Annotated in this window: 10 protein-coding genes; 2 read left to right on the top strand and 8 right to left on the bottom strand. The window is 50.6% G+C overall.

Going from position 1 to position 16,449, the window contains the following annotated elements; genetic code table 11:
* The first annotated feature begins 60 nt into the window (after positions 1-60).
* Both KTT_RS00540 and KTT_RS00535 read left to right on the top strand, forming a co-directional pair.
* Entirely contained in the window at positions 61-1,080 is a 1,020-nt protein-coding gene (locus KTT_RS00540; protein ID WP_160145548.1) for an RNA ligase (ATP), read from the top strand.
* A gap of 89 nt (positions 1,081-1,169) precedes the next feature.
* The gene (locus KTT_RS00535) at positions 1,170-2,624 is read left to right on the top strand and encodes an RtcB family protein (RefSeq protein ID WP_126594128.1); all 1,455 of its coding nucleotides are present in this window, start codon (positions 1,170-1,172) and stop codon (positions 2,622-2,624) included.
* Between the two features lie 149 nt (positions 2,625-2,773).
* On the opposite strand, the gene KTT_RS00530 is transcribed toward KTT_RS00535, so the two are convergent.
* From KTT_RS00530 to KTT_RS00495, 8 genes are all read right to left on the bottom strand, one after another.
* Entirely contained in the window at positions 2,774-3,913 is a 1,140-nt protein-coding gene (locus tag KTT_RS00530) for a glycosyltransferase family 4 protein (RefSeq protein ID WP_126594127.1), read from the bottom strand.
* A 213-nt stretch (positions 3,914-4,126) separates the two neighbouring features.
* Positions 4,127-5,179 carry a hypothetical protein gene (locus KTT_RS00525; protein ID WP_126594126.1) on the bottom strand — a complete coding sequence of 351 codons (1,053 nt, stop codon included), beginning with the start codon at positions 5,177-5,179 and terminating at the stop codon, positions 4,127-4,129.
* A 2-nt stretch (positions 5,180-5,181) separates the two neighbouring features.
* Positions 5,182-7,020, bottom strand: coding sequence for a hypothetical protein (locus tag KTT_RS00520; protein WP_126594125.1), 1,839 nt, complete (start codon positions 7,018-7,020; stop codon positions 5,182-5,184).
* A gap of 131 nt (positions 7,021-7,151) precedes the next feature.
* Positions 7,152-8,852, bottom strand: a complete 1,701-nt coding sequence (locus KTT_RS00515) for a lipopolysaccharide biosynthesis protein (protein WP_126594124.1) — start codon at positions 8,850-8,852, stop codon at positions 7,152-7,154.
* 113 nt (positions 8,853-8,965) lie between these two features.
* Positions 8,966-9,970: a glycosyltransferase family 2 protein gene (locus KTT_RS00510; protein ID WP_126594123.1), complete on the bottom strand. Its 1,005-nt coding sequence runs from the start codon at positions 9,968-9,970 to the stop codon at positions 8,966-8,968.
* Between the two features lie 51 nt (positions 9,971-10,021).
* A complete protein-coding gene (locus tag KTT_RS00505; protein WP_126594122.1) occupies positions 10,022-10,801 on the bottom strand; it encodes a glycosyltransferase family 2 protein in 780 nt (259 codons plus the stop codon).
* Positions 10,802-10,905: 104 nt separating this feature from the next.
* Positions 10,906-15,054, bottom strand: a complete 4,149-nt coding sequence (locus tag KTT_RS00500) for a non-ribosomal peptide synthetase (protein ID WP_126594121.1) — start codon at positions 15,052-15,054, stop codon at positions 10,906-10,908.
* Positions 15,055-15,166: 112 nt separating this feature from the next.
* Complete coding sequence (locus KTT_RS00495) at positions 15,167-16,408, bottom strand: cytochrome P450 (protein WP_126594120.1); 1,242 nt, start codon at positions 16,406-16,408, stop codon at positions 15,167-15,169.
* Between the last annotated feature and the right edge of the window lie 41 nt (positions 16,409-16,449).

Below are 16,449 nucleotides of genomic sequence, written 5' to 3'. Positions count from 1 at the left end.
GTATTCATGTGCCTTTGCATAGATGAGTTATGTATAGATACCTGAAGAAAGGTGCGTATTGTGAGTACACTTATTGTGCCGGTCGCCGTGATTGAAAAGATAACGCCGCACAGTAATGCCGATGCATTAGAACTGGCTCAGGTCTTAGGCTGGCAGCTGGTGATCAAGAAGGACCAGTACGAGGTGGGTGATAAGATCGTCTACTTCCCGGTAGATACTGTGTTGCCGCTTGAGGTCAGTGAGAGATTTGGCGTAACGAAATATCTCTCAAAGCAGCGCATTCGCTGTGCCAGGCTACGGGGGGAGCCTTCATTCGGCCTGGCTGTTCGATCTGACGATGAAAGCTGGGAGATAGGGGAAAACGTAGCCGACTACTATGGCGCCAAAAAGTTCGAGCCACCTATCCGGCCGGGTCAGGGCGATGCCGAGCAGGATCATCCATTATTCATGGAATACACAGATATCGAAAACATGCGCAACTATCCAGCCATCTTTGAAGAGGGTGAGACCGTTGTGCTGACCGAGAAAATTCACGGCACTAATAGCCGCGTTGGTCTGATCGAGGGTGAATTGATGGGGGGCTCAAAAGCCGTCAGGCGCAAGCGTCCGGCCGATGATGCTTTTTCCTCGAACATCTACTGGTCGCCACTAGCCCTGGAGCCGGTACGAAACGTACTGGAGGAACTGGGAAAATATCATCGGCAGATCATACTATTCGGGGAAGTCTATGGGAGCAAGATACAGTCTTTGCACTATGGGCACAAAGGTATCCTGGGTTTCCGTGCCTTCGATCTCATGATCGATGGCCAGTATCAGAACTGGCCGGATTTTCTGGCCATCTGTCAGCAGTATGGGATCGAAACCGTGCCAGTCGTGGCCACCATCCCATTTGATCTGCAGGAGGTCAAGCGCTATAGCGAAGGTAAAACCTTACTGATGGAGAATGGCGCTCACATGCGTGAAGGGTTGGTGGTTCGGCCGCTGGTCGAGCGGAACAATCCCAAGATTGGCCGCGTCATTCTGAAATATGTCAGCGACACCTATCTGTTCGGCGAAAAGACTGATTACACAGATCAGTAACTGAGACAAGGACAGATACGGCCGTATATGTATGAGAATGCACCAATGCCGCCGTATCTGCCCACCGTACATAGAGAAGAGGAGAACGAATGGGCGATAAAATCCCATTGGAACGCATTGATGACAACCGCTGGCGCATCCCCCGGCGCTATAATGACGCTATGAACGTATCGGGGATCGTCTATGCGGATAGCGAACTGATAGAAATGATTCTGAATGACAATGCCTTGCAACAGGTGGCGAATGTGGCGACGCTACCTGGGATCGTCGGTCATTCTCTGGGAATGCCTGATATTCACTGGGGCTATGGATTCCCGGTGGGAGGTGTGGCGGCGACCGATGCAGAGAAGGGCGTTGTCTCTCCCGGCGGTATTGGCTTCGACATCAACTGTGGTGTGCGCCTGCTTGCCACTGACCTGCTGCGCGACCAGATTAAAGGCAGCATTGACCGGCTTGCCGACGAGCTCTACCGTAATCTGCCATCTGGAGTGGGCGGAGACGGTATGCGTCTGCTCAACGAGACAGAGATGCGCGAAGTGATGGTGCGTGGGGCGGAATGGGCTGTGGACGAGGGGTATGGGACCGCCGCTGACCTTGAGGTTACCGAGGAGAATGGGCGCCTGGCTGGAGCAAGGCCCGAGGCGGTGAGTCGCCAGGCTGTTTTGCGCGGCATGAAACAGTTGGGCAGCCTGGGATCAGGCAACCACTTCTGTGAAGTGCAGGTCGTGGATCACATCTACGATGAAAAAGCCGCCGAGGCGCTTGGACTTGCACAGAAAGGCCAGGTCGTCGTTACGATCCATTGCGGCTCACGCGGATTCGGTCATCAAGTGGCGGAAGACTATATCAAGCTGGCGGAATCGAAGCAGCAGCAATATGGATTTCACCTGGTCGACCGTCAACTGGCATGCCTGCCCTTGCAGTCTGAAGAGGGGCAGGCGTATCTGGGAGCGATGGCCTGTGGCGCCAACTTCGCCTGGGCCAATCGTCAACTGCTCATGCATGGGGTGCGCCAGGCCTTCTCCAGCGTCTTTGGCCGTAAAGCACGTCCCAAAGACATGCCAATGGTCTACGATGTCTGTCACAACATCGCCAAGATGGAGGAGTATGAGATCAATGGTGAGATGAAGCGTGTCTGTGTCCACCGCAAGGGCGCGACCCGTGCTTTTCCTGCGGGACATCCGGCGGTACCAGAGAAGTACCGCGCGGTCGGCCAGCCGGTGCTCATCCCCGGTGATATGGGACGCTACTCCTTCATGCTGGTCGGCGCGCCGGGATCGATGGAGCAGAGCTTTGGCTCCTGCTGCCATGGTGCGGGGCGCCGCTTGAGCCGGACCGCCGCCAAAAAGGCCGTGGGGAGCAAGCAACTGCTGGAGATGCTGGAGAAGAAAGGCATTGCCATCCGTGTTCACAGCAAGAACCTGCTAGCTGAAGAGGCTCCCCAGGCCTACAAGGATGCCCAGCAGGTGGTCAATGTTGTGCACAACGCCGGACTGGCCAGCCTGGTTGTACGGCTGAAGCCGATTATCGTCGTGAAAGGCTAACTGACATAACGGTCATGGAAACGTAAGCGGCGGGTGCTTCATATTATGAGGGTAATTCGTCGCTTGTTTCCAGCGATGCATTTAAAAAGTCTGCCCGTCAGACAATCTGACGGGCAGACTTTTTAAATGCATCGCTGGAAAAGGGGGATTTAAAAGCAGTTCGATGTTTGTCTGGTTGCTGTATGATAAAGCATATTGAGGCTTTTCGCGCAATCATCCCAGGTGGGCAAGTCAAGTTGCTCTGGAATGAGCGGATCATCTAACTGTCTGACAATCGCGGCTGCTAGCTCTTCTGGCGTGCTATTAAGGGCGACAGAACGCACCAGCTTTTTCTCTGCGAACTCTTGCAGGGCGGAGGTATTCGCTACGAGCACTGGACGTTGTAGTGCAAGGGCCTCCATGATCGCGATGCCTTGCGATTCGTACTCACTATACAAAGTAACCAGAGCGGCCTGTGAGAGCTGCGACATCATTTCCTGACGACTGTTCGCGGGTATTGCACGGATCGTTACATGCTCGGTCATACCAAGTTGCTGTGTAAGTTTGCGCAAGGTCGTTTCATAAGGGCCTGCTCCTAATATCAATAAGTGCGCATCAGGATGGGTCTCACGCACTCGAGGAAGCGCTTGAATAAGGTGATGATGGCCCTTGTAGCGCTCCAGGCGTCCAACTGAGACGATTAAGCCAGGTTCAATAGCTTTCTTTTCTGTTGGTGATGGCTGATCTGATACGCTAAATCCATTAGGAATGACGGTGAACTGTTTTTCTGGCAGTTGTAGCACATTGCGAAAATAGTTGGCCTCGAAGCTGGATACGCCAACCAGCCTTTCCGCGTTTGCCAGCAGTGGACGAATAACTTTCCATTGGGTGTCTCTCAGCCGTGTGCGCAAGTGCGATGAGTGACCTCCTGAGTGGAATGTGGTGACATACGGTATCTTTCCTTTTCTGGCCGCACGCATAACTAATACTGGAAACAATGTATGACATCCCTGGCAGTGGATCAGATCCCAATGTTCTTGTTGTATAAAAGAGCTTATACCTGGTGTGATAAAAAATTCTGGCGGCTGTGACCATGCATGCAAGCGTACAACGCGCATGCCCTCTATTTTTTCTTCTGTGGGTATTGACCCTATGTGTGTATGAGGGATGGTCGTTAATAATGTTACATCAACTCCACTTTTGACAAGGCGCCGTCCTACTTCATAAACATGCATTTCCGTTCCACCCGTCTCTGGGAAGTAGCGGGGCGTTGCCATCAATACTTTTAATGGCTTCTGCTTTTGGTACACAAAAAAACCTTTCAGACCAGCATAACAATATAGAAATATACATTTATAAGTAAATTGATATGTATTCGTAGGTTTCCTGGAGATAGATGCGCTTATTTTTTATCTCCTTCCAGCAGGATGTAGCGTGGCGTAGCCGGCTATAACGATTAATAATCGATCATTATCTTCTACTGGCAGATAAGTATCATTGTATAGGCTTTACCATGGTTTTCATCATTTAGGATTACTTTCCTTTGGTGCGCTTTGTAGGCGTGACCGGCCAATGCGGGGTCGTTGACCAGGCATCTGGAGTGGTTGGCTGGTAGAGGCTATATCATGACCAGGTGCATCTGTTTTGCCTGACTCGTTTCTGGGTGTCTCTATGGCAGGTTTCTGTACCATCTCATCCTCTAGCCTGGCGGGCTTATGCTCGATCTCTTCCTCTCTGGCTTTTTTGTGTATGACAAACTGCATAGGAGGCCGTTTTTTATTGGCGGCTCCCTGGTCTACCTGGGCAGTGTTCTCTACTATTTGTGGCGGCGTTTTTTCGGCTGTTACAGCGCCTAGTTGCGTGGTAGGGAGATCTTCGATCTCTGCGTTTGATTGCGGGGCTGCTACAGCCCCTAACTGAGCGGTAGGAAGGTCCTCAACCTCCGCTGCTATCTTTGGTGTGTGCCCAATCTCTTCCCGAGCGGTAGGTCGATCCTCTATCCCTCCATTTGTGACCTGTGAGCTTGGGAGAAGCATCGTTGGCGTCTCTTCAATACATGGAGCATCTCCATTCTGGTACGATCTCCCTTTTGCCTGAGCATGTACTTGCATACTGGGGATCTGAACCGTTGGTGTCTCGACGATATCGAGTGGTACATGCCTGACGGGGCTCGTGCCAATGATCAATGGATGTGTGAGCAGGGTTCCAAGTCGCCGTAGCACGCTGATGTGCTGGTAAAGTGCCACGTGGGCATTCGTGACCTCAACAATTACCGCGACGATGCTTATGAGTGCCAGGGTACTCATAATCCCCAGTGGGGACCAGTGATAGCTATATAGATAGACGCCAGCGATAAGACCATCAACCGAGAAACTTACTGCCAGTGCCAGTGCCAGTTTTGATGCGCGCTCTCGCAGATGCAGGAAGCGTATAAGTGCCATACCAGGGCAGATGAAGAGAAACACCATCATGACAAGTGGCCGTAGTGGGCTACTTGGAAGGACACGCATCGTGATTGGCGCGGCCAGTGCAAAGCAGATGATAATGATCGGCCAGAACCATCGTGCGTATCTCATGTCTATTGACCTCCTTGTGCTGAACTGACCAGGGCGAATATCTGCACGTCTGGATTGCGGTAGATCAAATTGAAGTCGCCCGATTTTGTTACTGCCTGCTCCAATTTGGCCAGGCTCCCGGCCGGCATACCTGAGGTTGCGTCAAAGGTTGCGATTTCACTGCGCGTGAAGATGAGGTAGGCGTGACCTCCGGTACTTTCCTGTTGCATATATTTGACAATGACTGGTACATTGATCGGATAAATGGCAACATCCGTTGTCTCGGTTGCCCCCAGGTTATCGAGTGTATATTTTTCGTAGTCTTTGTACTGCCAGGGGCCTCCCAGCCACGCGGTCATAAACAACGATCCTGGCGGCGCACTATTATACAGGTAGTTGACGCCATTGAACTCATTGTAGGTGATATAGTCGTCGCGCTCATTGCCATAGCGTGCGAAAAGAAAGAGGGCTACCAGCAACATATTCACGCATATAAGTGAGAGATAGTGCCAGGCTGGTCGTTGCAGAAATGCTAGTGGTAGGCGTCGCAGGAATGGCAGACGCCGCGCCATAGCTATCGGCGCGCTATAGCTATAGAATAGTGATGCACCAAAGAAGGCCATCGCAGGCAACGCGAAGAGGTAGCTGCGCAGCAACATCTCGCCGCCATATGGTTGAATGATAAATAATGGAAAAGGCATTATTGCCAGGATGACAAGCGAGGCATCGCGTTCTTTATTGAGCAGGCGAGCCAGCGCACCCAAAAATGCCAGACCCCAGATGAGTACCGACATATAAATACGTAGTTTTGCAACCAGTGTATGACCAGGATTGCCTGCTACGCGGTTGGAGACATTGTCGCTGAAGGACGAGAAGATATGGAGGCCGGAGAAGACCATACTTGTATGTCCAACCAGGAATGTTTGGGCCATTACAAGGAGCCAGAAAACTGTCATCGCAATCATTGCGATGAGTAGCCACCAGAGCGGTGTGCGGTGACAGATGATCAGCCCTCCGACACTTAATATCGTAAAGAAAGGTGTGAGCTGGTGGCTGCTTACATCGAAGGCGAAAATAACCAGGATAAAAAGCAGCAGACCAACGCGTAATGCCGGGCTGGCCTGTGTCTGTAATGGATCGGGCGCTGTGAGCCAGTCATAGATCTCTGTCGCGAAAGGAATACGCCGCAAACGTCGCCAGAGTGGACGCGCGGGGAGATCCACTGGTGTTTTAAACCATTTGACCAGGATGGCAATGATCAGAAGATAAATGAAAAAGTTGAAGCCCTGTGGCGAGAAATAATCCTGCCAGATCCAGTTTGCCAGGTAGAAGAACCAGATGGCCAGCCAGACAATGCGCTTATTCCTTGTGAAGGATGAAAAGATCATATAGAGTGGACCCAGGTACATGATGCAGTATGCAACTGGTGCCCAGTCCGCGTATGGCAGGATATTGCTGAAGCCTGCGCTACTATTAAAAAAAGCTGCCAGTGTGAAAAATATAGGCCAGCTAAAATAGGCGTCCAGGTTAGGATTGGTCGTCCCGGTTCGCTGCAGATATTCAGTGTAGCCTGCGTGGCGATAGACAATGTCAAAACGTGGCATTTGCTCGATCAGTGGTGTGACACCATACAGAATAAAGATGATAAGTGCCACGTGCAATAGCAAAAGGGGGGCCCGGTATGTACTACGCTGTAAGGTGATACAGAAACTGAGACTCATTAGCGCAATTGCCGCAATCATCATGGGCGGCATAACCGAGACCAATCCGTAATCTGTGATCTGCCCCATATGTACATTTTCCAGCGAGGCAAACCAGAGTACAAAAATAGCCAGTGGTAAGAGGCAACATATAATATCCATGAGATGTAGATCCGGTAGCCCACGGTGCGTTTTTTCAGTTGGCATTGAGCTAACTTTTATCATTTATTTATTCTCTATCCTTTTTTCACTATGATAAATAGCTATGTTTATAGAACATAAGTTATTCTTTATCAATGCTTCATTTGCTCTCTTTCTTCTTGATCACGCCTGGCTGCTGTTATTTTCTGAAATTCGGCCGTGTCTAAGCGTTCCACATGCGTTTTCTTGATAGGCTTAGACGAACCTAGTCGCTTAATACTTTGCATCTTAATGGTTGGTGCGTTCATGAACTCGACAACCTGTCTGGGCTGGATCGCTGTACCTTTTTGTACGCGCTCTCTCTTTTCGGCCAGACCCTTATGTATTTGCCCTTCGTTGAGTCTGATCGTTGGCGTATTCATATCCTCGTCTCCATACAGTTGTGAGGATTGTATTTTGATTGTTGGTGCATCCATGATCACGATGCTACGGATCATATCGGTTGTTGCTTCAATGGCCATGATCTTCATCGAGATTTCAGTTGGTCTTTCTTCCAAGTCGCCGACACCGAAGATATCTTCTGTTGCCAGTTCACCTGTCGAGCTAATAAACTCGACCTGTGTATCGACTCCACGCAGTGTGCGCACAACAACCGGACTCATGATAGCTGCCTCTAGATACATGCCGGCAACCCAACCCAGGCTCAGTCCGGTGAGTCCGAAAAAGTGTGTGAATATTACAGCCATAATCAATTCTGAAACACTCCCAACGCTAATGGGAATGATGGCTTTTGAAACCTCATCCTTGATACGATGTATCGCGAGATAGTGATATTTGATGATGAGGGGAAATGCGCCAAGGGCGAGAATACGCAGGCTCCAGGATGCCTGGTCGGCATAGCTTTGCCCGAAAAAGCTCAGAATGATATGAGCTCCTAGAAATAGTATCAAGCCCGCGCATGCGCTGACTGCGGTTGCTAACCCGACGGTCATACGTGATTTCTGGGTTAATGTATGTATTTGGGCCGCGTTGGTGGCATGCAGGACTGTGGTGAGCGAGCCGATAACCGCGAACAGGAAATTGGCGATCATCGATGCCGTATAGAACCAGGCATTAGCTGATGCTGAAAGCATGATTGTGGCGATGACCGGCAAAATTTGGGCCGGTGTCTGATAGACCAGATTTAAAATATAGTGCTGGATGGCGGAGCGACCAAGTCGGCGTAGCATGCTCCATTGTGGGCGAAGGCTGCGTCCGGTCTTTCTGGCTTTGATTACGCCATAGATAACAAGGGGAACCATTGAAAGTAGATTACTGGCGGCCCAGGTTGCATAAATATTGATGCCAGTCTTTTCTGCTATAAAGATTGAAGCAAAGAAGAGCAGGACAAGCTTGAGGACTGCGAAGATCGCATTACGCCAGAACTGTAATGATCCTCGCAGTACCGCGATCATACATGTGTCCAGGATGATCGTCATCGAGGTCAGGCCGATGCCGAGTGCAAACAGGATGATGTTCGTGAAACTGGCTCCGATGGGTGCCATATTCTTGGAAATGAGCGGAGTCAGCAGGGCAAAGATGATGCCAACAATGGTGCCAACTCCGCCTACCAGGAGAAGGGCGGCACTAATAATCGTGCCTTCTTTCCCTCGATTGCGTGGTATTTCGCTAATCAGCAGGGTGCTTAGACCTAGCAAACAGATACTTGAGAGCAACATCATGGTCGATGTGGCGGCTGATGCCAGACCCACCGCGCTTAATGGGAAGAGTCGGTCTGCAACGAACCAGTAGGCAAAGCCCAGACCCGATGTTACTAACATGGTACCAATAAGCGACCCTGTATTCAACAGCATGACGCTATTCTTTTTGAACCATTGTATGAGTAACGAAATTTTCACGAACAAAAGCTCCCGTTGCAATTTAGAGGTTTTAATAAGTCTTATTGTTGATAATTAGACATTCGACATCATATTGTTGGTGCCTGTAGTGTGTCGTCAACGACAGGTATTGGGGTAAGTTGCTGCTCATCTTTAGTTGGTTGCGCGAAACAACGTCCTACGAGGTAGCCGATCGCCGTGATCAGTAGCCCCATGATAATTGCACCTGCGCGCGCGAAGCCTGCTCTATCACGCCCAACAAGCGCTGCTTTGATATTCTTGAGCACCCCGGCGGGCAGTGTTTGTAATGTGTAGGCGCTCTCTGACGAGAGGGAGTCTTTCGCCCCTACAAAGCGTGCTACAAATGCCTTTGAGATGCCCTCCGCGTAACAACGTGACCGATAGTAGCGCCAGTTCGCTCGCTGCTCGGGTACTACGTGGCTAACCTGCGCCTGTGGATGGAAGAGGAATGTGCGCTGCGGCCAGTATTGGCGCGCTCGAATGCACAGCTCTGTCTCCTCACATCCGACTGGACGCGTTCCTACACGCCCGATGCCACTGCGGAATCCTCCGATTGTACTAAAGACTTCGCGTCGTATACACATGTTGGCACCGATGGGGTTGCGTATGGGTGCTGTTGTGTCTGGTAGCCCTCGATACGTACAGCCGACAACCCAGTAAAATTCCTCCGGTAGCCACGCTGGTTTCTGTTTTGTCCAGTATGGCTGCACTGCTCCTCCCGTTCCCAATATCTGTGGATCATGCATGCTCTGCGTGAGTTGTTCCAACCAATCTGGAGCCGCTATCGCATCATCGTCAAGAAACGCAAGCGCTTCACCTCGTGCCAGGGCAATACCGCTGTTACGTGCACCCGATAGACCACGTGTCTCGCGATTGCCACTGACTATAATTTCTCGTAGTTGCGTCTGAGCCATTACGAGTAAAGATGGATTGTGATCGATAATGACAATAATTTCAGATGCTGGCCGTGTTTGCTTTTGCACCGATTCTACTGCTTGCACCAGCCAGTCCCAGCGGTCTTGTGTATAGGCACAAATAATTACTGATACCGTAAGTTCGGTTGCTGTATTCATATATGCAATTCTTTTACTATAGCTGCTAACGCATAAGGAGCAGATGATCTTCTACAGTGTGACTTCTGTGGATAAAGATGGCGATGATGTTCGGCTCTCATATTCCGACGTAAATGAGACGTCCTGCGGTTTTGGCGTGACTCCACTCAAGCTGCGCTCACGTATAATGGTTTTCAAGACACGCCACCCATCGCGGAATGTGCGAAGGTTGCTTTGACCATGGATGCGCGCGTGCTCCATGCTGGGAACTTCCGTGATCTTCATTTTGGACTTGTACATGCGCAAACAGATCTGCGTCTCAATCTCAAACCCCGTGCAATCCAGGTGCGCGTAGTCAAGGCTCCGACGCCAGAACGCGTTATAGCCATAGCAGAGATCGCTATATTTTTGCCCAAAGAGTATATTGACGAATGCGCATAGCCCATAGTTTCCCAGGCGGCGGAGCCATGTAAGATCATCGCTGCCTCCACCTTTGATAAAGCGGGAGCCCTTGGCGAAGTCATAGCCGGCCATCAAGGCTTCAACAAAGCGATAAATCTCTGCTGGATGTGCCGAACCATCGGCATCCAGCATGATGATAATATCTCCTGTACAATTGGCAAAACCCAGACGCATCGCGTCCCCTTTGCCTGTTCCTGTCTGCTCTAAAATGCGAATCGATGGATAAAGAGATTTTGCTACTTCTATTGTATTGTCAATAGAATGACCATCTACGAGTATGACCTCCGTTACTATCGAGGGAATCATCGGTAGTGTATGGTAGAGGTTTTCTGCTTCATTTCGCGTTGGTATGACAACACTAATATTAGGATAATATTTTGCTTCTTGCATGAAATTTCATCCTGTTCGAACTTATAATTAATTTTTTACTAAAATCGGCATGCTTGTAAAGTACTACGATTGGTAGATGCATCCTTCTCGCTCTCAGACAGTAATTAGGCATCTTCTGCTATTTTTTGCTGCTCCTGCGCGACTTGTAAACTATTGCCCAATAAGCGTGCAAAGGCCTCAATCTCTTTGGTTAAAATGCTATAGTGTGTGCCGGGAATAAGAAATGATTCGCTCTCCCTGGCCTGGACGTGGTGTAACCAGGCATCCTTAGTTCCGCTCATAAGGTCTTCACGTGACCATAGATAGGTGATTTTGCCCGGATAGGGCTGGAATCTATAGTGCTCTAAGGCCCAGGAAAAGGCGGTGCTGTAGTCTTTCTTGAGCGTCTGTATCGGTGCTATAAGCCGTCTAAACGCTGGATCTTGATTGATAAGGACCGCGATACCCGCCATTAATTGCTGGTCAACTTGCTGTGTCAGATGTAACAGCGCTGGCCGTACTTTGCGGATAAAGACATGACGCAGTTGCAGATAGAGTTTCCATTGTAGCCGTTTGGGTAAATGCAGTATACGGTCAAAAATAGTGACAAATTTTGTCGCAAGTGACTGCGCGGATGGATTGACGAGCAGGAGAAATGCAACCTGCTGGCTCTGCTGCTGCAATTGTTGTGCCATCTCATAGGCAATCATACCACCATTACAATATCCTCCCAGATAATAAGGACCTTCGGGTTGTACCGAACGAACCAGTTGCAGATATGATGCGGCGAGCATTTCAATCGTTGGGATGTCATAGCCTTTTTCAAAGAAGGCCGAGGGCTCTAATACATAAAAAGGTTGATCTGGCCCTGCTTGCTTAGCCAGTTTGAAACAGTAGTATGCACCTCCTGTCCAATCCCCATGTAAGAAGAAGAAAGGTTTCTTGGCTCCAACTTGCCCAATTGCTCCAGCTGTTTGCACTGGAATCAATGGTGAGCGTGGTCTTGCCTGTGTGTGTTGTGTTAACTCACGCGCGATATCTGCGATCGTTGGCCCGGCAAAGAGTGTTGATAATGAGAGTTTCTTGCCAAAGACCTGCTCGATACGCATGACGAGACGGGCGGCGAGCAATGAATGTCCCCCGAGATGGAAGAAATTGTCCTTGATACCGATGGGGCGAGCTGCCAGAAGCTCTTCCCAGATATTGAGCAACTGGTAGTGTATGATCTCGGTGGGCGCACTATAGTTATTGTCTCCGATGGTTGCCTGGCTCATGTCTGGAGCAGGCAATGCTCGCCGATCAACTTTTCCGCCAGGCGTTAATGGAAGTGCATCGATAAAAACGAATGCAGATGGCACCATATACTCCGGCAGATGCTCTTTGAGGACGGTATACAGACTCTCTTTGCTGGCATGAGTCTGGTCCGCGACCAGATAGGCTACCAGTTGCTTGTTATCGGGTTTGTCCTCACGTACGATGACAACGACTTGTTGAATGCCAGCTTGCTGTTGTAATAACGCTTCGATCTCACCCAGTTCGATACGGAAGCCACGCAGTTTGACCTGGTAGTCGATACGTCCCAGGTACTCAATGGCGCCATCCGGGCGATAGCGTGCCAGGTCTCCGGTTTTGTAGAGCCGCGCACCAGCCACGTTATTGAATGGATCGGGTATGAAACGCTCCCCGGTCAAATCCGGGCGTCTGTAATAGCCACGACCAACGCTCATACCTCCGATGTACAGTTCACCAGCGACTCCGATGGGCACGGGCTGAAGTCGAGGGTCGAGTATATATATTCGCGTATTGGCGATTGGATAGCCGATGGGGATGGTTCTCTGATCCTTTTCCTGGCGTCGGCATTCCCATGCGGTGACGTCAATGGCTGCCTCGGCAGGCCCATACATATTGTATAAACGGACTGGCTCGGGGAAGCGCGCGAAGAAGGTTTGTTGTAGCTCTGGCGTCAGTGCCTCGCCACCACTCATGACCTGTCGTAGACTACTGCACTGCTCCAGGCCTGGTTCCTGCAGGAAAAGTTGCAGCATCGATGGCACAAAGTGCATGGTGGTGATCTTTTGCTTGATGATCACTTCTTTCAAGTACGCTGGATCACGATGTCCCTCTGGACGTGCGATGACGATTCTAGCTCCCACTATTAAGGGCCAGAAGAACTCCCAGACCGAGACATCAAAGCTGAAGGACGTTTTGTGCAAGATACGGTCTTGAGCCGTGATGCGACACGATGCTGCCTGGCGCCAGCTTAACTGGTTGTAGATGTTTCGATGCGTGTTCATGGCCCCTTTGGGCTTGCCGGTGGAGCCGGAGGTGTAGATCAGGTAGGCCAGATTATCTAGCTGCACCGGTTTATGCAGATTGCTGCTATCCAGCGCTGCCGTCAGGTAATGATGCTCATCCAGACAAATCATGTGGACGCCTGTTGCGGCGATGACCTGGCGTACATGGCTTTGTGTCAGAACTGGTGAGAGCTGCGCGTCTTCGATCATATATGCGAGTCTATCGGCCGGATAGTCGGGATCGAGCGGTACATAGGCTCCTCCCGCTTTCAAGATGGCGAGTATGGCGATGACGAGCTCTAGTGAGCGCTCCATACATACTCCAACAAGCATATCGGGCCCGATTCCCAGGCTATCAAGATGGCGAGCCAGTTGGTTCGCACGCTGGTTGAGTTCCTGGTACGTTAATGTTTGCTCTTCAAAGTGTACCGCGATAGCCTGTGGTGTACGCTCAGCCTGCTGCTCAACGAGCTGATGCAGACACCATTCCTCTGGATAGCGTACCTCTGTATCATTCCAGTCTACTATGATTTGCTGCTGCTCTGCTGCGGTCAGCAGTTGCAGGCTGGCGATATGTTGGGTTGGATCAGCCACGACGGCTTCCAGAATGGTACGCCAGTGTCCGACGATGCGTTGTGCCGTCTCTGGTCGCCAGAGATCCGTATTGTATTCCAACCAGGCATCAAAGCCATCTGGCCGATCATCAAGTTGCATCACAAGATTAAACTTTGCTGTCTTGATTTCAACATCGGATTGTGTAATAGTCCAACCTGAGGACAGCACTGGTAGTGGTGGTTCGAGCGAGAGCATGACCTGAATAAGTGGATTGCGTACCGGGTCGCGCCCAACTTGTAGCTCTCGGACGACATGTTCAAATGGCACATCTGAGTGTGCGTTGGCGTCAAGCACAACGTCCTGCACTCGCTTGAGCAGTTCGAGAAAGGTTGGATTCCCCGACATATCGGCACGCAGCACAACTGTATTCACGAAGATGCCGATGAGTTGTTGCACATCGGGATGGGTATGTCCGCCTGTGGTACTCCCGACCAGGAAGTCATCCTGACCCGAGTAGCGCCATAACAATATATTGAAGGCCGCAAGCAGGGTGACATACAGCGTTGTGCTGTGCGTGCGACTCAGCTTTTTCAGTCCTTCAGTCAGTTCTTGTGAGAGTGTAAAGCCCAGGCGGGTTCCATTATAGGTCTGTTGTGCTGGATAGGGTCGGTCCGTTGGTAATTCAAGCGTCGGAGCATCCATGAGTTGCTGCTTCCAGTAGTTCAGGTGCTCCTCTTGTTGCTTTCCCTGCGCACGTTCACGTTGCCATGCGGCGAAGTCCGAGTATTGAATTGGTAGTGCAGGCAGAGCCGCGAGCTGTCCCTGTGTGATGATAGCTTCGTACTGCTTATAGAGCTCTGGTAAAAAAATTTTGTAGATGGTGCCATCAAAGATAATATGGTGCAATGTCAGGTAGAGACGATGATCATCATCATCCAGATGGATCAGCGTCGCCCGTAAGAGCGGGAGTTCAGTCAGGTCAAACAATGGTTTGGCCCGTGCTGTTGCTATACGTATAGCTTCTGGTTCCCGCTCGGCAAGTGGTCGATCGCGTAGATCAATCACCTGCATGTGTAGAGTGTATTCAGGATGAACCATCTGCACTGGTTCTCCATCGACGAGCGGGAACGTTGTACGCCACACCTCGTGGCGTTGGATAAAGGCATTCAGGCTTTGCTCAAGTGCATGCACATCGACCTGGCCAGGGATACGGACCGTCACGGACTCATTGTACACAGGGACATCGGGGATCAAGTGCGCCAATAACCACATTTGCTGTTGCCCAAATGAGAGCGGTGCGCAGTTAGCTTGCTGACGTTTAGGGATAGCGTCTATTGTTTTATGTGCATTGGATGGATGTTTACCCTGGACATATTGTTTTAAAAGCGCACGTTGTGCATCTGATAATTTTTTTGACTTCACCATTAAACATGTCCTTATATTTATCGCAAGAATTATATCGTTTTTACCCCGAAATGGGCAAAAGCGCCCTGGCCTGGTACTTTCCCGATACAAACGGTGCCAGGGCGCGTCATAATTAGAAGGTGACTGGCAGTGACTTGATCCCACGTAGACCCAGATTATCGCGCCATTGAATCGGTTCTGGCACCAACTGCAGATCTGGCATACGCCTGAGTACCGTATCGAAGACGATCTGTCCTTCAATGCGGGCCAGTGGTGCTCCGAAGCAGAAGTGATTCCCCCAGGCAAAGGCCATGTGTCGATTATTGGTGCGTGTAATATCGAAGCGATCCGGATCCTCAAAGCGCTCGGGGTCACGATTGGCGGCACCCATTACGGCAATGACGGCCTGACGTTTCTTGATCTGTTTTCCACCAAGCTCGATATCATCTGGTGCCAGACGAGCGGTATGCTGGCTTGGACTCTCGTAGCGCAGCATTTCCTCGACGGCGGATGGGACCAGTGCCAGATTGGTCTTTAACTTCTCCAGTTGCTCTGGATTGCGTAACAGCGTGAGCAACCCATTCCCGATCAGATTGGTTGTCGTCTCCTGACCGCCTACCATCGTGATGATGGTATTGACGACAATCTCATCATCACTCAGATGGTCTCCATCTACTTCGGCGGAGATAAATGCGCTGATCAGTCCTTCACGGGGATGTTCATGTTGATCTTTGACATGGGCGCTGAAATATTCCAGCATTTCTTCTACGGTCTTCAAGGCTTGCGCGGCAAAGTCTGGATTGTGCTGGAAGTTTCCCAGAATCTGAGCGAAGTCGGCGGACCACGCAGTAAGTTGCCGCCAATCGGAGGTTGGGACGCCCAGCATTTCGGCCGTGACAATCGCGGGTAAGGGGTAGGCAAGGTCCGCGATGACATCCATGCTGCCTTTACTTTGTACTGCATCCAGCAGATCATCGCAGATATCTTGAATGTGTGAGCGCAATAATTCGACACGCCGTGGCGTAAACGCCTTTGATGCCAGGCTACGAATACGAGTGTGTTGTGGTGGGTCCATGAAAAGCATCTGCTTGACCATCACGCGTGCCAGCGGGGCCAATTTCTCCAGACCCATTGTGCTTAATTGCTCGTCAGTAAAGGCGCGATCAGCGGAAAACTGTTGAAAGACCGTGCGTACATCGTCATAACGCGTGACGACCCAGGCATGCAGAAAATGATCCCAGTGCACCGGATCCTCGGTACGTAAGCGCTGATAGAGCGGATACGGATTGCCCAGAACCTGCGGGTCAAGCAGATGAAATAGACTTAAGGCAGCGGTCTGTTGCTGCTTTGCCGCTGCAGCCTTTTTAAGTGCCATAATAATGTAACCTTTTATCTTCTTCTACTTAATAAATAGGG

It is taken from the genome of Dictyobacter aurantiacus (assembly GCF_003967515.1).
Classification (GTDB): Bacteria; Chloroflexota; Ktedonobacteria; order Ktedonobacterales; family Ktedonobacteraceae; genus Dictyobacter; species Dictyobacter aurantiacus.
This window is presented reverse-complemented; position numbering and strand designations above follow the sequence as displayed.